Here is an 18,099-nt window from a genome sequence, read left to right on the forward strand (position 1 = left end):
GCCACCCGATACGATCGACGAGCCATACACTTCCTGGCCTTCACTCACCTCGCCGCAATCGTCATCTGGCTACGCTGAATGTCGATACGACCTAGCCCTGGTATTCCGTCTCTTCGGGCTGGTCGGTTTCGCTCTCGAACTCGACCCGATAGCCGTCCGGATCGGTGAAGCCGGTGACCCAAAGCCCATTGCCGACGAACGGCCGGTCCGGCTGCAGGCCCCGGCCGAGCGCCTCGTGATAGATGGCCAGGGCGTCGTCGCAGAAGATGACGATGGAGACGCCCAGGCCGCGCTCGCCCGCCGGCGGGTGCGAGATCCCGTCATCGTGGCGATAGTCCTGCAGCATCAGAGCCAACCCGTCCCGTTCGATCCGGCACCAGCGGATCGAGCCTTGCGGCGTCCAGCTGATCGCGACCTCGAAACCCAGGCCGTCGCGCCAGAAGGCCAGGGCGCGCTCCATGTCGAGCACGCGCAGGAACGGGACGGTCTGACGCAGCGCCATGGCCCGGCCTATTCGACCGCCACGCGGGCGCTGGAGCTGACCATGCCTTCCAGCCGGCCACGGATCAGCACCTCGGCCTCGCTGACGATGCGGTCGATCAGCTCCTTGCAGGTCGGGATGTCGTGGATCAGGCCCTGGATCATCCCGGCCGACCAGATGCCGCCATCGGTGTCGCCGTTGGCCAGGGCGTCGCGGCCACGGGTGCCGGCCACCAGATGCATGACGTCCTCGAACTTGGCCCCGCCGGCCTTCTCGATGGAGACGACCTCCTGGCTGACGGCGTTGCGCATGACCCGGGCGGTGTTGTGCAGGGTGCGGAAGATCAGGTCGGTCTGGCGCTCGTCGTTGGCGACCATCTGCTCCTTGAAGGCCATCGGGATCGGGGCTTCCTGGGTGACGCAGAAGCGGGTGCCCATGTTGATGCCGTCCGCGCCCAGGGCCAGGGCGGCGACCAGGCCGCGCGCATCGCCGAAACCGCCCGAGGCCAGCATCGGGATCTTGATCCGGTCGGCGGCGGCGGGGATCAGGATCAGGCCGGGGATGTCGTCCTCGCCCGGGTGGCCGGCGCATTCGAAGCCGTCGATGGAGATGGCGTCGACCCCCATCCGCTCGGCCGAGGCGGCGTGGCGCACGGCGGTGCATTTGTGGATGACCTTGATGCCGTGTTCCTTGAAGTGGTCCACATGCTCCTGCGGCTTGTAGCCGGCGGTCTCGACGATCTTGATGCCCGCATCGATGATGGCGGCGCGATACTCCGCATACGGCGGAGGCTTGATGGCCGGCAGGATGGTCAGGTTCACCCCGAACGGCTTGTCGGTCAGGTCCTTGGTCCGCTGGATTTCCTTGGCCAGGTCCTCGGGGGTCGGCTGGGTCAGGGCGGTGATGAAACCCAGCGCCCCGGCATTGGCCACCGCCGCCACCAGTTCGGCCTTGCCGACCCACTGCATGCCGCCCTGGGCGATGGGATGCTCGACCCCGAACAGCTCGGTGAAGCGGGTGCGAATGGCCATGGACGTCCTCCCAAACGGTCGTTTGACAGCACTATGGGAAGATCACGCGACGTCAGGCAAGACGTGGATTTCAGGTGACGTCGAACAGCGCTCCGGCCCGGCTTCGCAGCCGCTCGACATAGGCCAGGACCGCCGGCAGGTCCGGATGCTCGATCGGCGTGCGCAGCCAGCGGTTGGCCGAGAGGCCCAGCCCGATGTCGGCCAAGGTGAAGGCCCCGCCCACGGCGTAGCCGCCGCCGGCGGCCAGATGATCCTCCAGGATGGCCATGGTGGCGTTCCATTTGGCGGCCGCCTCGGCGATCTGGACCGGGTCGGGATTGGGCGGCTCGCCCCGGGCCAGGGCCGGGAAGACATAGCGCCAGGACATGTTGAGGTCGGTGGCCTGCCAGTCCATCCAGCGCTCGACCTGGGCCCGCGCCCAGGGCTCGGCCGGCAGCAGGTCCTCACGCCCTTCGCGGGCGGCGAGATAGCGGCAGATGGTGTTGGATTCCCACAGCACCCGATCCCCCTCGATGATCACCGGCACCTGGGCGTTGGGGTTGAGGGCCAGGAAGTCCGGCGTCTGGGTCGAGGCGAAGCCCTTGCCCCAGTCCTCGCGCTCGAAAGGAAGGCCCAGTTCGGCGCAGGTCCAGGCGACCTTGCGGACGTTGATCGAGGAAATCTTGCCCAGCAGGCGGATCATTCGTCTGTGTCTCCGGGCTCCGGATAGCCCTCGAGGTCGATGGTCCGCTCCACCGTGCGGCGCAGCACGCAGGCGTTGGCGGTGATGCGAGAGAGCGTGCCCCAGTCCTCGTCCTGGCGGCTGGCGCAGTCGGCGTCGCGGAAGGCCAGCCACGCCCGCTGAGCGGCGCGGAGCCGGGCCTTCTGGCGGTCGTTCAGGTCGCCCATCGCCCTGGCGTAGGCGGCGTTCAGCGCCTTGTCCTGCACCGTCAGCTCCTCGCCGATGCAGCCGATCATGCCGGCGGTCGACTGACCCTCGGGGCTTTCCAGGCATTGGTCGTAGGCGGGGCTGTAGCGGGCCTGGACGGGGTCGGCGTCGGTGTCGCCGGCCAGCGCCGTTCCTGCCGTTCCCACGAGGAGGAACAGGGCCGCCAGGATCGGGAGACGCTTCACGGTCATGGGAATCCTTCGGGGAGGCGGTGATCCGGGGCTGCAAGTCTGGCCCCAGGTCCGACGGCGGCGCAAGGGCGTGCGGCCCACTTGCATTGGCCCGAGTAATTAGCTACCTAACGAATTAGTTTATGCACTAATAAGTGAACTCGCTAAGGAGCTGACCATGACTGAGCAGCCTGCCGTTGCCTGGGGCCGCGTCGCCTGGTTCGTCGTGCTGGCCTTCGGCCTGGCCTGGACGGCCGAATTCTGGGGCATCGCCCAGGGCATGAAATTCGACAGCCTGGATATCAAGGCCACCCTGCTGCTGGGCGGGGTGATGTTCACCCCGGCCCTGGCGGGACTGATCATGCGGTTGGCCGGGCGCGAGGGTTTCGCCACCGCCGGCCTGAGGTTTGGACCCTGGCGCTACTACCTGGCGGTCTGGCTGGGCGCGCCGCTGCTGATCGTGGCCATCTATGGCGCCACCCTGGCGCTGGGCCTGGGGCGTCTGGACCCCACGCTGTCGGGGCTGATGGCCAGGATTCAGGCGATGGGCGGCGTGGCGCCGCCCGCCCACCTGCTGGGGCCGGCGATCCTGGCCCAGACCCTGACGATAGGCCTGTTGATCACCTCGGTGGCGACGTTCGGCGAGGAGTTCGGCTGGACAGGCTATCTGCTGGTCAAGCTGCTGCCGCTGGGACGCTGGAAGGCGGCGCTGATCTACGGCTTCATCTGGGGCGCCTGGCACGCGCCGGTCATCGCCTTCGGCTTCAACTATCCGGGCTATCCGGTGCTGGGACCGCTGATGATGTGCGGACTGGCCATGGCCTTCGCCCTCACCCAGACAGCCCTGCGCCTACGCGCCCGCAGCGTGCTGCTGACCAGCTTCGCCCATGCCAGCCTCAACTCCCAGGGGCTGGGCCTGGCGCCAGTGCTGGTGGTCGGAGTCTCGCCCGTGCTCGGCGGCGTCACCGGTCTGGTCGGCATAGCCGCGTTCGGGATCGTCGGGGCGATCCTGCTGGCGACGACGCCCGCCGCCGCTCAGACCAATCGGGTCATTTGAGGCGCTCATCTAGATTGGGGTCGTTTTCGAAATCGATTGTCCGTGCGTCCGATGGCTTGGTCTGGGTGCTGCCGACGGGCGACTGGTAGGCGCGGGCGCTGACCGCCTGAATCTCCGCCAGGATCGAATTCAGCTTGGTGGCGTGGGCGTTGTAGGCCTTCAGGTCGGCGTCGTTGGTGAAGGTCATGGCGTCCCCACGCAGCGACCAGCGCCCGTTGGGACGGCGCAGCTGTCGGATCATCTGCTGCATCTCGAAGGCGCTCGAATAGAGCAGGTCCCAGTAGCGGGTCCGGTCGAAGCGGGCCGTCTCGACCAGGCTGTCATAGTCGCTCAGCACCTTTTCCCTCAGCGAGGACCTGATGGTCAGGGCCTCCAGCCCCGCCCGCGCCTGGGCCAGCCGCATATCTTGGCGGGCCCGGAACTGCTCGATCAGGACCTTGATCCTGACGACCTTCTGCTCCGACTTCGGCAGGACGCCGGGAACGGCCAGGGCCGCCGGTTTGACGAAGTTGGGAAAATCCAGGTCTTTCAGCGCGGTCTGCAAGGCCTTCTCGTCGGCGATCCGCCCGGCGATCAGCGTGCGCAGAACCCGTTCGATCTGGCCGGTGTCGCCACCGGCCCGAGGGGTGGTGCTCAAGGCCGGCCCGTTCGGACCAAGCGCGGCCTGGACATCGGCGGTCATGGACCGCTCGGCCGTCTGGATCGGGCCCGCGCCGAAGGTCAGCATCGCGCCAACGATGAGGAGGGGAGCAGCCGAGCCCAGGAGGGCCGCCAGCCAAAGGATGCCCAGGTTGCGGCCGGCCCGATCTTCCTTGACCTTGCGCAGGAAGACAAAGGTCATAACGACCCATACGACCATGGCGGCCAGGGTCACCTGCAGCAGGGCGCCGCCCAGCCAGCCGGCCACGAACAGGTCCAGATTGCCCCCGGCCAAAGCGCTGCCCAGTTCGGCGCCTTGCCCCGGCTTGACGATGGTCCGCCATGCGCCCCAGGCGCCGACCACCAGGCTGGCGATGATGACCTGTGGCCAGGTATTGACCTTGCGCCTTGGCGGCCTGGCCTGCCCGAATTCCGTCACGCTGGATCCCCCCTCTACTGCGGAGCGGGAACTTCACCCGGCCGGCCCTCGCAGGCAAGGCTCACCATGGCTAGGGCGTCGAGCGCGCCTTGATGGAGGCCTGCATATCGCGCTTGATCTGGTCGGTCTCCGCGCCCATCGCTCGGATCTTCAGGATGTGCTGGTTGAAGACGTCGAGGTCGGACTGGCGGCTGAAGACAATCCTGTCTCCGGACGGCCCCCATCGTCCTCGCGCCCGGGCCAGGTCTTCGATGGCGCTCTGGAGTTCGACGATGGTCGCGGCGTCCAGCGTCCATACCCGCTCGCCGCGTTCACGGGTTTCCTCGAGGCTGCGGTCGATGCCCGCCAGGACCTGCCGCTTGTGGCGCTCGGTCAGAACGCTGCTGGCGCGCACCGCGGCCTTGAACTCCTCCAGACGCTGCTGGTTCAGGGTGCGATACTTGGCGACGGTCTTGAGAGCCTCAGCCAGACCAGCCCGGCTCTTGTTCAGGCTCCTGTCGCCGGCCAGCCATTTGCCGGAGAGGTAGCCCGGGTCGCTCAGGACATGCAGTTCCTCGAGATAGTGCTGACGGTCTGTCTGCACGGCGATGATCATCTGCTTGCTGAGCCGCTCGAGTTCGCCCGCCTCGCCCGTCGCCTTGACGGTGGGGTCCACCGTGCCGGTCTGGGTGGGATTCAGGGCCTCGACCAAGGCCGCGGCGATCTCCTTGTCGGCGATGGCGAGCTGGGCGGGGTCCTCGGGTGGCTGCGAGGCGATGGTCACGGCCAGCGGGCTGAGGCCGGCCAGCAATCCCACGGCGGCCAGCACCGCGAAATGCGCCATGCCACGCTCGGGGGCGACCCGGCGAACCACCAGCAGGAAGAGCAGCAGCCAGACCACGACGACTGGAATGAGGGCCGCCACCAGCATCTGGCCGGCCAGGTAGCCCAGGTCGGCATAGGGATCGATGCTGTTGGCCATGCCGCCCAGGCCGCTGTTGTCGGGATGGGCCATGGCGCCGATGGCGGCGATCAGAGCCCACAGGCCGACAAGGACAGCGCCGACCACCAGCCAGACCGTGGTCTTGGGCTTGGGTTTGGGCCGCCGCAGTTCCCAGAATTCAGTCATCGACGCCCCCCAGCGCGGACAGAAACACTAAACGATCAGACCAACCCCTGCCGGCCAATGGCGTAGAACCGCTCGGCCCGCTGCTGGCGCAGGCCCTCGGCGTCGAGGTTGGAGAGCCGCCGCAGCTCGTCCTCGACCGCGTCGCCCACGGCGGTGACCATGGCCTCGGGGTCGGAATGGGCGCCGCCGGCCGGTTCGTCGACGATGCGGTCGACGATGCCCAGGCCGATCAGGTCCTGAGCGGTGATCTTCATGGCCTCGGCGGCGTCCTTGGCCCGGGCGTTGTCGCGCCACAGGATCGAGGCGCAGCCCTCGGGGCTGATCACCGAATAGATCGAATGCTCCAGGATCAGCACCCGGTTGGCGCCGGCCAGGGCGATGGCGCCGCCCGAACCGCCTTCGCCGGTGATGGTGGCGATCATCGGGGTCGACAGGGTGAGGCAGCGCTCGGTGCAGCGGGCGATGGCCTCGGCCTGGCCGCGCTCCTCTGCGCCCAGGCCCGGATAGGCGCCGGCGGTGTCGACGAAGCTGATAACCGGCAGGTTGAACTGCTCGGCCATGTCCATCAGGCGCACGGCCTTGCGATAGCCCTCGGGCCGGGCCATGCCGAAATTATGCTTGAGGCGGGTGGTGGTGTCGTGGCCCTTCTCGTGGCCCATGACCACGACCGGCTGGCCGCGGAACCGGCCCAGGCCCCCGACGATGGCTTGGTCGTCGGCGAACTTGCGGTCGCCGCGCAGCTCGACGAATTCCTCGATCAGCTGGTTCACATACTGGGTGAAGTGCGGGCGCTCGGGATGGCGGGCGACCTGGGTCTTCTGCCAGGCGTCCAGGTTGGCGTAGGCCTTGCGGCGCATCTCGTCCATGCGGCCGCGCAGGGCGTCGATCTCGCTGTCGAAGGACCCCTCGCCGGCGTTGTCGGAGAGCTTGGACAGCTCCTCGATCTTGCCTTCGATCTCGGCGATGGGTCGTTCGAATTCGAGGTAGTGGTGGGCCATGAGTCGTGAACGCTCGCCGTGACAGAAGGTGGCGAAACTAAGCGGTCAGGATCGCGAGCGCAAACCAGTCCTTCGGATCGGTCCAAAGCTGCTGGAGTTTCCAGCCGGCTTTTTCGGCCAGGTCCTGCAGGGACTTGGGGGTGAACTTGTAGGAACTCTCAGTGTGAATGGTCTCGCCGGCCGTGAAGGCGAAGGCCTTGCCGGCCAGGTGGACGGTCTGGTCCTTCAGCGAGCGCAGGTGCATCTCGATGCGCGAAGCTTCGGGGTTCCAGCGGGCTTCATGGGCGAAGGCCGTGAGGTCGAAATCGGCCCCCAGGTCGCGGTTGGCGCGGGCCAGCAGGTTGAGGTTGAAGTCGGCCGTCACGCCCTTGGCGTCATCATAGGCCGCTTCCAGCACGGCGGCGTCCTTGACCAGATCCGCGCCCAGCAGGAGGGCCGCGCCGGCCCCCAGGTGGCCCCGCATGTCACTCAGCAGGGTCTGGGCTTCGGCAGGGTCGAAATTGCCCAGGGTCGAGCCGGGGAAGAAGCCCAGGCGCGGGCCACGCGGCAGGGCGGGCGGGTCCTGGGGCAGGTGGGTGAAGTCGCCGGCGACGCCTCGGGTCGGCAGGCCCGGGAAGCGGGCGGCGACGGTGTCGGCGGTGGCCTGGGCGGCGCCCGGGTCGATCTCCAGGCAGACATAGGCGGCCGGCGCGGTCAGGGCCGACAGCAGCAGGGCGGCCTTGTCGCCGGAGCCGGAGCCATACTCGACCACCACCCGGCCGGGGCCGGCGGCCTCGGCGATCTCAGGACCCACCTGCTTCAGCAGGGCCATCTCGGTGCGGGTGGGATAGTATTCCTCAAGCCGCGTGATCTCGCCGAACAGGCGTGAGCCCTCGGCGTCGTAGAACCATTTGGGCGGGGTGGTCTTGGGCGTGGCGGAAAGGCCCTCGACCAGGTCGTTGGCGAAATGGGCGCGGGCCACGATGGGCCCCATGGCGGCGAGCTGGTTCATGCGCAGTCCCTGGCCAGGCGCAGACCGGCGAACATCCAGCGCAGCTGCGGTTCGAAGAAGTTGCGATAGCTCGCCCGGACATGGCCGCGCGGGGTGATGCAGGCGCCGCCCCGGAGGACGAACTTGCCCGACATGAACTTGCCGTTGTACTCGCCCACCGCGCCGGCTCCTGGCTGAAAGCCGGGATATGGGCTGTAAGCGCTGGAAGTCCACTGCCAGACATCGCCAAACAGCGAACCGTCGCGGGACGGCGCCGGTCGCAGGATGTCGTTTTCGAGGAAATTGCCGGTGAAGTCGGCGGGATGAGCGATCGCCTCCCACTCGGCCTCGGTCGGCAGGCGGGCGCCGGCCCAGCGGGCGAAGGCCTCGGCTTCGTAGTAGCTCACGTGGCAGACCGGGGCGGCCGGATCGACGGGTTCGAGGCCGGCCAGGGTCACCTGCCGCCAGCCGTCGCTGCTCTCCCGCCAGTGGAATGGCGCGGCCCAGGATTCGCGTTTCACGGAGTCCCAGCCGTCGGACAGCCACAAGGTCGGCGTCGCGTAGCCTGCGTCCGCCATGAAGGCCAGCCAGTCGCCGTTGCTGACCAGCCGGTCGGCGAGGCTGAAGGGCTCCAGCCAGACCTTGTGGCGCGGCCGCTCATTGTCGAAGGCGAACCCCTGCGGGCCCGCCCCGATCTCGACCAGCCCGCCCTCATGGCGGATCCAGCCCTGTTCGCGGTCCGGCCCGGCGGCGGAGGCCAGATCTGTGCGGTAGGCCGGCGCGGCCGGGTGGCGGGCGAACAGCGAGAGGATGTCCATAAGGATCAGCTCCTGATGCTGCTCCTCATGGTTCAGGCCCAGCTCGATCAGCGGGGCGGCGGCGGCGAAGGCGGCGGCCGGGGCGGTCTCGCAGAAGCGGTCCAGGGCCGCGTCCATGGCCCGGCGCCAGTCGAGGATCTCGGCCACGCCCGGCCGGGTGACCAGGCCGCGGTCGGGACGCGGATGCCGCTCGCCGACGGTCTCGTAATAGGAGTTGTAGAGATAGCGGGTCCCCTCCGGCGCCGGCGGGCTGGCGCCGGCCGGGCCCAGCACGAACTCGTCGAAGAACCAGGTGGTGTGGGCCAGGTGCCACTTGGCCGGGCTGGCGTCGGCCATCGACTGGGCCTGCATGTCTTCGGGGGATAGGGGCGCGGCCAGGGCCAGGGTCCGGGCCCGGACCTGCGCCACGGCGGCGCGCCAGTTCTGCCGATCGTCGGAGTCAAACGCCACAGCCAGCCCCGTCCCAAAGGCGCCATGGCGCCATTCGCCATCCGAGGACGGCCAAATGCCCTTGGCGCACGTCATAGCAGCAAACGGCATGAGAACAAAACACGAATAGTTCGCCAATCCGTGATATTTGCGCCCGCCGCTGGGACCTGCGCCCGAGGGGCAAACGTCGCCGGCCGCCCTGCGTTCCGACTCTAGGCGGGGGGAATCGCCTCGTTCCGGGCCACCACGTCCCGGAACGGCTGGGGGACGGGAACCGGTTTGCGCTCGTCCGGCGTGGCGCAGACATAGGTGGTTTCGATCTCGCTCAGCAGGTCCTCGCCCCGGAAGATGGCGATCCTGAAGACCATGCTGGTGTTGCCGATCCGCCGGACGCGGACGCCGATGGTCAGCAGGTCGTCGAACTTCGCCGGGCTGCGGAAGTCGACCTTGCTGGAGACGGCGAAGATGTCGGCGCCGTAGGGCAGCAGCGCCTCGGGATAGGGGAACCCCGCCCAGCGCAGGTATTCGGTCATCGCCACATCGGCATAGGCCAGGTAGTGGGGATTGAAGACAATCCCCTGCATGTCGCACTCGCCCCAGCGCACTCGCAGCGGTTCGGTGAAGGCGAAGTCGGCCAGGGTCGAACGCTCGTCCGCCATCCTACAGGCCGTAGGCGGCGGCGAGGTCGGGGTCGCGGGCCGCGATCTGGCGGCCGCAGTCGACCAGCACCTTGGCCTGTTTCCAGGTCGCGTCGTCCTGCATCTTGCCGTCGAGCATGGCCACGCCCGTGCCGTCGGGCATGGCTTCCAGGATGCGTTTGGCGAAGGCGATCTCGGCCGGGTCTGGCGAGAACACCTTCTTGGCGATGGCGATCTGGCTGGGATGCAGGCTCCAGGCCCCGGCGCAGCCCAGCAGGAAAGCGTTGCGGAACTGCTGCTCGCAGGCCTCCGGATCGTCGATGGCCCCGAACGGTCCGTAGAAGGGCTTGATGCCGTGGGCGGCGCAGGCGTCGACCATCTTGGCGAAGGTGTAGTGCCAGATGTCCTGCTGGGCGGCCACGCGGGGGCCGCCGTCGGCGCGGGGATCCTCGATGACCTTGTAGAAGGGATGGCCGCCGCCGACCCGGGTGGTCTTCATCTGGCGGCTGGCGGCGAGATCGGCGGGTCCCAGGCTGATCCCCTGCATGCGCGGGCTGGCCCCGGCGATGGCCTCGACGTTCATCACGCCCTCGGCGGTCTCGAGGATGGCGTGCAGCTGGATGGGCTTCTTCAGGCCATGGCGGGCCTCCAGCACGGCCAGAAACTGGTCCATGTAGTGGATGTCCCAGGGCCCCTCGACCTTGGGCACCATCATCACGTCCAGCCGGTCGCCGACGCCCTCGACGATCTGGGTGACGTCGTCGAAATGCCAGGGCGAGTTGAGGCAGTTGATCCGCGTCCACAGGCCCACGCCTAAGCCTGCGAAGTCCGTGGCGTTGGCCATCTCGATGAAGCCGGCGCGGGCGGCGTCCTTGGCGTCGGCCGGGATGGCGTCCTCCAGGTTGCCCAGGATGACGTCGACGGTGGGGGCGATCTCCGGGACCTTGGCCCGCACCTTGTCCAGGTGCGGCGGTACGAAATGGATCATCCGCTCCACGCGGACCGGCAGGTCGCGCAGCGGGGCCGGGGCGCCGATGGCGAGCGGCTTGAAGAAGCCTCTGGCGGTTTTCATCAGGCGGTCCCTTCGCAATTGCGAACGGATGTTTGAAGCTGGCGCCGCGGTGCGTCAATCCTTGCGCGACAGAGGATGCTTGGTCTCGACCACCTCGCGCAGCCGCTCGCCCGCCACGTGGGTGTAGATCTGGGTGGTGGCGATGTCGGCGTGGCCCAGCAGGGTCTGCACGACCCTCAGGTCCGCGCCGCCTTCCAGCAGGTGGGTGGCGAAGGCGTGGCGCAGGACATGGGGGCTGACCTTGGCCGGGTCGATGCCGGCGTCGGAGGCGGCCTCTTCGAGCAGTTGCGAGAACCGGCGGGGAGTCAGGCGGCCGCTCTTGCCGCGTGAGGGAAAGAGCCAGGGGCTGTCCTTGGCGCCCTCCGGCAGGAAGGCCTTGCGCAGGGGCAGCCAGGTCTTCACGGCCGTCCGCGCCGCCTCGCCCAGCGGCGCCAGCCGTTCCTTGCCGCCCTTGCCCTTGATCATCAGATAGGCCGGATCGCGGGCCAGGGCGGCCAGGGGCAGGGCGGTCAGTTCCGAGACCCGCAGGCCCGAGGCGTAGGTCAGTTCGATCAGGCAGGCCAGGCGGGCGCCCTGGCCGCCGTCTCTGGCGGTGGCGGCGGCGATCAACGCCTCCACCTCCTGGCGGCTGAGAATCTTGGGCAGCGGGCGGCCCTGGCGAGGGGCCTCGACCCGGCGGGAGGGATCGTCGGCCCGCCAGCCTTCGCCCAGCACGAAGCGATAGAACTGCCGGATGGCCGCGCGGCGGCGGGCGGCGGTGGAGGGTGAAAGGCCCCGCGCCCCGATATCGGCGAACCAGGCCTCGATGTCCTCGTTCGACGCGTCCTGCAGCGAGCGGCCCCGGCCCGATAGGAATCCTTCCGCGTCGGCCAGGTCCTTGCCGTAGGCGGTGACGGTGTTGGCGGCGGCGGCCCGCTCGACCGCCATCATCTCCAGGAAGGCCTCGGTCCAGCCGGTCACTTAAACGACAGCGCCATCAGCCCTTCGACCGCGAAGTCCCGCGCGGCGACTTCGAGACCCACCTTGCGCAGGGCCTGGATGATCCGGGCCCGGTCGGCGGGGGCCGGGCCCGCCGCGCCGGCGTCCTGGGCAATCGAGAGAACCAGCAGGGCGGTCTCGCCCTTCAGGCCGGCCTCGGCGGCGCGGTCGAGGGCGGCCAGTCGGGCCGGCGAGGCGGCGGTCTTGCCGACATCGAACCGGGCGAACTCGGCGCGGGCGTCGGGACTCGTCGCGCCGCCCAGGGCCGCCAGGATGATGGCCGCAGGCTGGGCGGCGGACTTGGGGCCGCCCAGGTCGCCGCGCTCGATCAGCCGGTCGAGGGTGGGGCCGAGATTGTCGCCGGTGGCCGCGGCGATCAGGGCGTCCAGCATAGCCAGGGTGTTGGCGGTCAGGCCCGCCGCGGCGTCCTGGACCAGGCCGGCCCGGCTGGCCTTGGCGCTCTGCGGATCGCCCAGGGCGATGGCCTCGCGAACCTCGTCGACTCCGGCCATGCCGGTGGTGGGCGGGATGGGATCGATATGGGGCGCGGGCGGCAGGGGGAGGTTCAGCCGGCGCGACAGGGCCCGCTCCAGGCCGTTGCGGTCCGAGGGCGCGCCGGGATCGCCGGCCCCGGCGACCAGGGCGGCCATCAGCCGGGCATAGACCGGGTCCTTGGCCTTTTCGAGCGCCAGGGTCAGGGTCAGGGAGGCGCCGGGCTGGTTGGCGATGGCCTGGCAGTAGGCCCGCAGCTTCAGCCAATAGACGCCGTCCCGACCGCTCTGCAGGGCCTCGCCGATGGCGCAGGCGCGGGCGTCGTCGCCGACCAGCAGGGCCGCTTCGGCGGCGGCCTGGGACAGCGGCTCGTTGGCCGCCATGTTGGGCGCGCGCTCGACCGAGGCGTTGGCGGCGGCCGGCTCGCCCAGCGCGATCAGCGCCCGGGCGCGGGCGGCGGCGAGGGCGGGGTCCGATCCGGCCCCCTCCGGAGCGTTGGCGCCGGTCGACAGCAGGCGGATGGCCAGCCGCCGGGCCGCCGGCGACAACGGCTTGGTTCCGATGGCGGGGATGGTCGCCCTGGCGATCTCGGCCGAAGACCCTCTCCACAGGTCGGCGCCCAGCCCGGGATTGCCGGCCGAGAACAGGTCCAGCCCGCTCAGAGGCGTGGTCTCGATCCGCGACTGGTCGGCCGATACGGCCAAGGTGGCGGTGAGGCTCGCGGCTGTCAGGACCGCCGCCAGCAGGGGGGCTCGAATGCGCATGGGGCCATCCTAACCCGGCCTCCGTCTTCAGGAAACTTGGCTCGCCGGGCAGGCGGCGTGTAAAGCCAGGAGAACATGTCCGCCATATCGAACCTCCCCCCAGGACTTCCCAGGAAGACCATCGCCCTCGTCGGGCTGATGGGTGTCGGCAAAAGCAGCATCGGCCGGCGGCTGGGCGCGGCGCTGGGCATGCCCTTCGTCGACGCCGACGCCGAGGTCGAGGCCGCCGCCGGCCGCAGCATCCCGGAGATTTTCGCCGCCTATGGCGAGCCGGCCTTCCGCGATGGCGAGCGGCGGGTGATCGCCCGGCTGCTGGAGGGCGAGCCGCATGTGCTGGCCACCGGCGGCGGAGCCTTCGTCAACGCCGAGACCCGGGCCCTGATCAAGGCCAAGGCCATTTCCATCTGGCTGAAGGCCGACCTGGAGGTGCTGGCCCGCCGGGTGGGCCGCAAGGACAACCGTCCGCTGGTCCGCGACCGCGACCCCATGGCCGTGCTGCAGGAACAGGCCGCCATCCGCTATCCCTTCTACGCCGAGGCCGACCTGACCGTGCAGACCGGCGACACGCCGCACCAGGAGGCGGTCGTCGCCATCCTCGACGCCCTGCGCAGCCACTATGCCGGGAGCGCGGCATGAGCCGGACTATCCGGGTGGGGCTGGGCGAGCGGGCCTATGACGTGGTCATCGGGCCGGGCCTGGTCGACCGGGCCGGGAGCCTGATCGCCCCGCTGCTCAAGCGGCCGCGCACAGCCATCGTCACCGACGAGACCGTCGGCGCCCATCATGGCGAACGGCTGGCCGCCTCGCTGGAGCGGGCCGGGATCGCCTGTAACCTGATCGCCCTGCCGCCCGGGGAGGAGACCAAGAGCTTCGCCGGCCTGGAAGACCTCTGCGACCGGCTGCTCAGCCTGGAGCTGGACCGCGGCGACCGCATCGTCGCCTTCGGGGGCGGGGTGATCGGCGACCTGACGGGGTTCGCGGCGGCCATCTTCAAGCGCGGTATGGACTTCATCCAGGTCCCCACCACCCTGCTGGCCCAGGTCGACAGCTCGGTGGGCGGCAAGACCGCCATCGACACCCCGCGCGGCAAGAACCTGATCGGCGCCTTCCATCAGCCGGCCCTGGTGCTGGCCGATCTCGACATCCTGGCCACCCTGCCGGTCCGCGAGATGCGCTGCGGCTACGCCGAGACCATCAAATACGGCATGCTGGGCGACGCGGCCTTCTTCGCCTGGCTGGAGGACAATGGCGCCAAGGTTCTGGACCGCGACGTGGCGGCTTTAACCCACGCCGTGGGACGTTCCGTGGAGATGAAGGCCGAGATCGTCGAGGAGGACGAGCGCGAGGCGGGCCGCCGGGCCCTGCTCAACCTTGGCCATACCTTCGGCCATGCCCTGGAGATCGAGATGGGCTTTGGCGAGAGCCTCAAGCACGGCGAGGGCGTCGCCGCCGGCTGCGCGCTCGCCTTCCGTTTCTCGGCGGCCCTGGGCCACTGCCCGCAGGCCGACGCCGCCCGGGTCGAGGCGGCCCTGATCGCCGCCGGCCTGCCGACCCGGCTCTCCGACATCACCAACGCGCCGATGAGCGCCGACCGGCTGATCGCCCACATGGTCCAGGACAAGAAGGCCGAGGGCGGGGCCCTGACCCTGGTCCTGGCCCGCCGCATCGGCGAGGCTTTCGTGGCCAAGGGCGTCGATCCCGCCCCGCTGCGCGACTTCCTGGTTTCCGAAGGAGCCACCCCTTGAGCGTTTCCGCGGCCCTGATCGCCCTGGCCCCCATCGTCTTCGGCCTGCTGGCCGTCTCGGCGCTGTTCTCGGCCGCCGAGACCGCCCTGACCGGGGCCAGCCGGGCGCGCATGCACCAGCTGGAGCGGGAAGGCGACCGCGCCGCCGGCCGGGTCAACAAGCTGCTGGAAGACCAGGAGACGATGATCGGCGCCGTCCTGCTCGGCAACAACATGATCAACATCCTGGCCTCGGCCCTGACCACCCAGGTGCTGACCGCCGCCATCCCCGGCGGCTGGGGCGTGGCCGTCGCCACCGCCACCATGACCGTGCTGGTGCTGGTGTTCGCCGAGGTGCTGCCCAAGACCCTGGCCATCGTGAAGTCGGACGATGTCGCCCGCTTCCTGTCGGCCCCAACCCTCCTGGTCGTGCGGGTGTTCGGCCCGATCATCTACACCATCCAGTTCATCGTCCGCCGGACCCTGCGGGTTTTCGGGGTCAATCTGTCGATGGAGATCGACGTGCTGGCCGCGCACGAGGAGATCCGCGGCGCGGTCGAGTACCACCACTCCGAAGGCCTGGTGGAGGGCCGCGACCGGCGCATGCTGGGCGGGGTGCTGGACCTGTCGGAAATGGACGTCAGCCAGGTCATGGTCCACCGCAAGTCCATCGCCATGCTGGACGCCGCCAGGCCGCCGCGCGAGCTGATGAACCAGGCCCTGGCCCTGGGCCACAGCCGCATGCCCCTCTACCGCAACGACCCGGAAAACATCATCGGCATCCTGCACACCAAGGACCTGCTGCGGGCTCTGGTCGAGATCGGCCCGGTCGACGCCCTGGACGTCGTGCCCCTGGCCCGCGAGCCCTGGTTCGTCCCCGAAACCACCAAGCTCAAGGACCAGCTCAACGCCTTCCTCAAGCAGAAGAGCCATGTGGCCCTGGTGGTCGACGAGTACGGCGCCCTGATGGGGCTGGTGACGCTGGAGGACATCCTGGAAGAGATCGTCGGCGAGATCGACGACGAGTACGACACCACCGTCCAGGGCGTGCGCCGCCAGACCGACGGCTCGGTGCTGGTGGATGGCAAGGTCACCGTCCGCGATCTCAACCGGGCGATGGACTGGACCCTGCCGGACGATCACGCGGTGACCATCGCGGGCCTGGTCATCCATGAGGCCCAGACGATTCCCGAGCCCAAACAGACCTTCAACTTCTATGGCCACCGCTTCACCGTGCTGCGCCGGCAACGCAACCAGATCACCGCCCTGAAGGTCAGCGCGCGCGAGCCGGTGGAGGAACACGGATAGATACCCAAAATGGGTTTTTGGCCGCATTGTGTGTTTGGCGCGGGATGGCCTATGAGTTGCGTCGGGGCGCGTGTGCAGCGGCCGTGCAGGCTGGAGCAGAACGGATGAGTGGATCGGGGTCCCTGGAGGGGCTGAAGATCCTTGTGGTCGAGGACGAGATGCTGGTCTCGATGCTGGTCGAGGACATGCTGGGCGACCTGGGCTGCACTGTGGTTGGTCCCGCCGCCTCCCTGGAAGAGGCGCTGGCCCTGGCCCAGGACTCCGAGATCGACATCGCCCTGCTGGACGTCAACCTGGCCGGCAAGGCCATCTATCCGGTGGCCGATGTGCTGAAGGCGCGGGGCGTGCGCTACGTCTTCGCCAGCGGCTACGGCGATCCCAACACCGACGGGCCGCACCAGGGCGTCCCGACCCTGCAGAAGCCGTTCCGGATGGGGGATTTGGAACAGGTGCTGCGGGGGTTGGCGAGGTAGCCGGTTTTCTTGCAGATACGCCGCCGTCGTTGAACCAATTTTAGACGGAACGAGAAGTGTCAGACAAGCTTACCAAACTAGATCGTGATGTCCTGCGCGTCATAGGTGCGGCGGCTATCATGATATGCAGTATGGGCCTTTCAGAACTTTTGATCTACATCTTTCATAGTGCATTTAATATTGCCTCTATAGTCTTATTCGTTATCGGATTGGCGGCGGCAATTTGGGGCGGGGGCATCCTCCGAAGGAGAGTTTCTGTCTGGATATCCGGAGAGAAGGACTGAGGAGGCCGCCGGCCCGCTAGCCAACCAGAAGAGCCTTGGCGATCAGCCGCTGGGTCATCGGCTGGACCAGGGGCATGCCGGCGACCGCCATGCGCTGGATCAGGCCGACGAACAGCAGGTCGTTCACCGGATCGATCCAGAACCAGGTTCCCGCCGCCCCGTCCCACAGATAGGTCCCGGCGCCGACCGGCAGATCGGCGGCGGCGGGGTCGTAGATCACGACGCCATTGAAGCCATAGCCGTAGCCGGGCCGGATCTGCTGGACGCCGATGCCGTGGCCGGCGGCCAGCAGCGCCTCGCTCAGATGATTGGTGGTCATCAACGCCACGGCCTGAGGGCTGACGATCCGCTGCCCCGCCCATTCGCCGCGGTTGAGCAGCATCTGGGCGAAGCGGGCATAGTCGGCGGCCGTGGAAAACAGCCCGCCGCCGCCGGATGGCAGGGCAGGCGTCGTCTGGTGATCGCGGCCCAGCAGCGAGCGCGCCTCCCGCAGCCGGCCTTCGGGGCCCATCTCATAGAGGCCGGGCAGGCGGTCCTGTTTTTCCGCCGGGACGAAGAAGCCGGTGTCGGCCATGCCCAGGGGCTCGAAAATGCGGGTGCGCATGAAGTCCGGCAGGCTCTGGCCGCTCAGGCCCTCGATGACCGCCCCCTGCACGTCCATGGCGATGCTGTAGCGCCACTGGCTTCCAGGCTCGTAGGCCAGCGGCAGGGCGCCCAGCCGCTCGGCCATTTCGGTCATCGATGACGCCCGCAGCGGATGGGACTGCAGATAGAGGGCGTCGACCGGGTCGTCGGGCGTGAAGCCGTAGCTGAAGCCGGCGGTGTGGGTCATCAGGTCGAGCATCGTCGGCTGACGGCCGGGCGCCGAACCGTCGGCCAGCTTCAGGTCGGCTAGGGCGGGCAGGTGTCTGGCGATGGGATCTTCCGGTCGCCACAGGCCCTGGTCGTAGAGGATCACCATGGCCACGGCGGTGACCGGCTTGGTCATCGAGAAGATGCGGAAAATGGTGTCGGCGGCCAGGGCCTCGCCCGTGGCCAGAGACTTCACCCCCATGGCGTTGGTGTGGACCAGCCGCCCATGCCGGGCGACCAGGGTGACGGCCCCGGCCAGTTCGCCGGCGTCGATCAGGGCCTGCAGGGCCGCATCGGTGTTCGCCAAGCCCTCCCGCGACAGTCCGACCTCTTCTGGGCTGGCCGGCGCCAGGGTGCGGTCAGAGCTGGGCATGGGCGACTCCGGGTTTGCGGAGGAAATTTGGACCGAGGGTGGCGTCCACGGCCAGGGTAAATAGGCCGCCACCA

At 68.9% G+C, this 18,099-nt stretch carries 19 protein-coding genes; 5 read left to right on the plus strand and 14 right to left on the minus strand.

Annotation, left to right across the window (positions count from 1 at the left end; translation table 11 throughout):
* Nucleotides 1-91: 91 nt before the first annotated feature.
* From QO010_RS21985 to QO010_RS22000, 4 genes are all read right to left on the minus strand, one after another.
* The gene (locus tag QO010_RS21985) at nt 92-502 is read right to left on the minus strand and encodes a VOC family protein (RefSeq protein WP_307352743.1); all 411 of its coding nucleotides are present in this window, start codon (nt 500-502) and stop codon (nt 92-94) included.
* Between the two features lie 8 nt (nt 503-510).
* On the minus strand, nt 511-1,512 hold the full coding sequence (locus QO010_RS21990; RefSeq protein WP_307352744.1) for an NAD(P)H-dependent flavin oxidoreductase: 1,002 nt from the start codon (nt 1,510-1,512) through the stop codon (nt 511-513).
* Nucleotides 1,513-1,582: 70 nt separating this feature from the next.
* Nucleotides 1,583-2,194 (minus strand): glutathione S-transferase family protein, encoded by a 612-nt coding sequence (locus QO010_RS21995; RefSeq protein WP_307352745.1) that lies wholly within the window; start codon nt 2,192-2,194, stop codon nt 1,583-1,585.
* The gene (locus QO010_RS22000; protein WP_307352747.1) at nt 2,191-2,631 is read right to left on the minus strand and encodes a lysozyme inhibitor LprI family protein; all 441 of its coding nucleotides are present in this window, start codon (nt 2,629-2,631) and stop codon (nt 2,191-2,193) included. Before QO010_RS22000 ends, QO010_RS21995 begins: the two co-directional genes overlap by 4 nt.
* Nucleotides 2,632-2,788: 157 nt before the next feature.
* Here QO010_RS22000 and QO010_RS22005 point away from each other — a divergent pair, with 157 nt between their 5' ends.
* Complete coding sequence (locus QO010_RS22005; protein ID WP_307352748.1) at nt 2,789-3,667, plus strand: CPBP family glutamic-type intramembrane protease; 879 nt, start codon at nt 2,789-2,791, stop codon at nt 3,665-3,667.
* On the opposite strand, the gene QO010_RS22010 is transcribed toward QO010_RS22005, so the two are convergent.
* The 9 genes from QO010_RS22010 to QO010_RS22050 form a co-directional block, all read right to left on the minus strand.
* Nucleotides 3,660-4,745: a hypothetical protein gene (locus QO010_RS22010; RefSeq protein WP_307352749.1), complete on the minus strand. Its 1,086-nt coding sequence runs from the start codon at nt 4,743-4,745 to the stop codon at nt 3,660-3,662. The two genes, QO010_RS22005 and QO010_RS22010, sit on opposite strands and share 8 nt — an antisense overlap.
* A gap of 70 nt (nt 4,746-4,815) precedes the next feature.
* On the minus strand, nt 4,816-5,853 hold the full coding sequence (locus QO010_RS22015) for a hypothetical protein (RefSeq protein ID WP_307352750.1): 1,038 nt from the start codon (nt 5,851-5,853) through the stop codon (nt 4,816-4,818).
* A gap of 35 nt (nt 5,854-5,888) precedes the next feature.
* Nucleotides 5,889-6,851, minus strand: coding sequence for an acetyl-CoA carboxylase carboxyltransferase subunit alpha (locus tag QO010_RS22020; protein WP_307352751.1), 963 nt, complete (start codon nt 6,849-6,851; stop codon nt 5,889-5,891).
* Nucleotides 6,852-6,888: 37 nt separating this feature from the next.
* Nucleotides 6,889-7,842: an L-histidine N(alpha)-methyltransferase gene (gene egtD, locus QO010_RS22025; protein WP_307352752.1), complete on the minus strand. Its 954-nt coding sequence runs from the start codon at nt 7,840-7,842 to the stop codon at nt 6,889-6,891.
* Entirely contained in the window at nt 7,839-9,089 is a 1,251-nt protein-coding gene (gene egtB, locus QO010_RS22030; RefSeq protein WP_307352753.1) for an ergothioneine biosynthesis protein EgtB, read from the minus strand. The genes egtD and egtB overlap by 4 nt, the downstream gene beginning before the upstream one ends.
* Nucleotides 9,090-9,280: 191 nt before the next feature.
* A complete protein-coding gene (locus tag QO010_RS22035) occupies nt 9,281-9,727 on the minus strand; it encodes an acyl-CoA thioesterase (protein ID WP_307352754.1) in 447 nt (148 codons plus the stop codon).
* A 1-nt stretch (nt 9,728) separates the two neighbouring features.
* Entirely contained in the window at nt 9,729-10,778 is a 1,050-nt protein-coding gene (locus QO010_RS22040; RefSeq protein ID WP_307352755.1) for an HpcH/HpaI aldolase/citrate lyase family protein, read from the minus strand.
* A 54-nt stretch (nt 10,779-10,832) separates the two neighbouring features.
* Entirely contained in the window at nt 10,833-11,738 is a 906-nt protein-coding gene (locus tag QO010_RS22045; protein WP_307352756.1) for a site-specific tyrosine recombinase XerD, read from the minus strand.
* Nucleotides 11,735-13,012: a hypothetical protein gene (locus QO010_RS22050; RefSeq protein ID WP_307352757.1), complete on the minus strand. Its 1,278-nt coding sequence runs from the start codon at nt 13,010-13,012 to the stop codon at nt 11,735-11,737. Before QO010_RS22050 ends, QO010_RS22045 begins: the two co-directional genes overlap by 4 nt.
* Before the next feature lie 75 nt (nt 13,013-13,087).
* Between QO010_RS22050 and QO010_RS22055 the strand changes: the two genes are divergently transcribed.
* The 4 genes from QO010_RS22055 (at nt 13,088) to QO010_RS22070 (ending at nt 16,516) form a co-directional block, all read left to right on the plus strand.
* Nucleotides 13,088-13,648, plus strand: coding sequence for a shikimate kinase (locus tag QO010_RS22055; RefSeq protein ID WP_307352758.1), 561 nt, complete (start codon nt 13,088-13,090; stop codon nt 13,646-13,648).
* Nucleotides 13,645-14,757 carry a 3-dehydroquinate synthase gene (aroB, locus tag QO010_RS22060; protein ID WP_307352759.1) on the plus strand — a complete coding sequence of 371 codons (1,113 nt, stop codon included), beginning with the start codon at nt 13,645-13,647 and terminating at the stop codon, nt 14,755-14,757. Before QO010_RS22055 ends, aroB begins: the two co-directional genes overlap by 4 nt.
* Nucleotides 14,754-16,043, plus strand: coding sequence for an HlyC/CorC family transporter (locus QO010_RS22065; protein ID WP_307352760.1), 1,290 nt, complete (start codon nt 14,754-14,756; stop codon nt 16,041-16,043). Before aroB ends, QO010_RS22065 begins: the two co-directional genes overlap by 4 nt.
* A gap of 104 nt (nt 16,044-16,147) precedes the next feature.
* Nucleotides 16,148-16,516: a response regulator gene (locus QO010_RS22070; protein WP_307352761.1), complete on the plus strand. Its 369-nt coding sequence runs from the start codon at nt 16,148-16,150 to the stop codon at nt 16,514-16,516.
* Between the two features lie 300 nt (nt 16,517-16,816).
* Here the strand turns inward: QO010_RS22070 and QO010_RS22075 are convergent, their stop codons facing one another.
* On the minus strand, nt 16,817-18,025 hold the full coding sequence (locus QO010_RS22075) for a serine hydrolase domain-containing protein (RefSeq protein ID WP_307352763.1): 1,209 nt from the start codon (nt 18,023-18,025) through the stop codon (nt 16,817-16,819).
* Nucleotides 18,026-18,099: the final 74 nt, after the last annotated feature.

The sequence above is a fragment of the Caulobacter ginsengisoli genome (assembly GCF_030814835.1).
GTDB lineage: Bacteria > Pseudomonadota > Alphaproteobacteria > Caulobacterales > Caulobacteraceae > Caulobacter > Caulobacter ginsengisoli.

Coding starts and splice junctions, on each gene's coding strand:
- QO010_RS21985 (WP_307352743.1), bottom strand. CDS start 502: ATGGCGCTGCGTCAGACCGTCCCGTTCCTGCGCGTGCTCGACATGGAG.
- QO010_RS21990 (WP_307352744.1), bottom strand. CDS start 1,512: ATGGCCATTCGCACCCGCTTCACCGAGCTGTTCGGGGTCGAGCATCCC.
- QO010_RS21995 (WP_307352745.1), bottom strand. CDS start 2,194: ATGATCCGCCTGCTGGGCAAGATTTCCTCGATCAACGTCCGCAAGGTC.
- QO010_RS22000 (WP_307352747.1), bottom strand. CDS start 2,631: ATGACCGTGAAGCGTCTCCCGATCCTGGCGGCCCTGTTCCTCCTCGTG.
- QO010_RS22005 (WP_307352748.1), top strand. CDS start 2,789: ATGACTGAGCAGCCTGCCGTTGCCTGGGGCCGCGTCGCCTGGTTCGTC.
- QO010_RS22015 (WP_307352750.1), bottom strand. CDS start 5,853: ATGACTGAATTCTGGGAACTGCGGCGGCCCAAACCCAAGCCCAAGACC.
- QO010_RS22020 (WP_307352751.1), bottom strand. CDS start 6,851: ATGGCCCACCACTACCTCGAATTCGAACGACCCATCGCCGAGATCGAA.
- egtD (WP_307352752.1), bottom strand. CDS start 7,842: ATGAACCAGCTCGCCGCCATGGGGCCCATCGTGGCCCGCGCCCATTTC.
- QO010_RS22035 (WP_307352754.1), bottom strand. CDS start 9,727: ATGGCGGACGAGCGTTCGACCCTGGCCGACTTCGCCTTCACCGAACCG.
- QO010_RS22040 (WP_307352755.1), bottom strand. CDS start 10,778: ATGAAAACCGCCAGAGGCTTCTTCAAGCCGCTCGCCATCGGCGCCCCG.
- QO010_RS22050 (WP_307352757.1), bottom strand. CDS start 13,012: ATGCGCATTCGAGCCCCCCTGCTGGCGGCGGTCCTGACAGCCGCGAGC.
- QO010_RS22055 (WP_307352758.1), top strand. CDS start 13,088: ATGTCCGCCATATCGAACCTCCCCCCAGGACTTCCCAGGAAGACCATC.
- aroB (WP_307352759.1), top strand. CDS start 13,645: ATGAGCCGGACTATCCGGGTGGGGCTGGGCGAGCGGGCCTATGACGTG.
- QO010_RS22070 (WP_307352761.1), top strand. CDS start 16,148: ATGAGTGGATCGGGGTCCCTGGAGGGGCTGAAGATCCTTGTGGTCGAG.
- QO010_RS22075 (WP_307352763.1), bottom strand. CDS start 18,025: ATGCCCAGCTCTGACCGCACCCTGGCGCCGGCCAGCCCAGAAGAGGTC.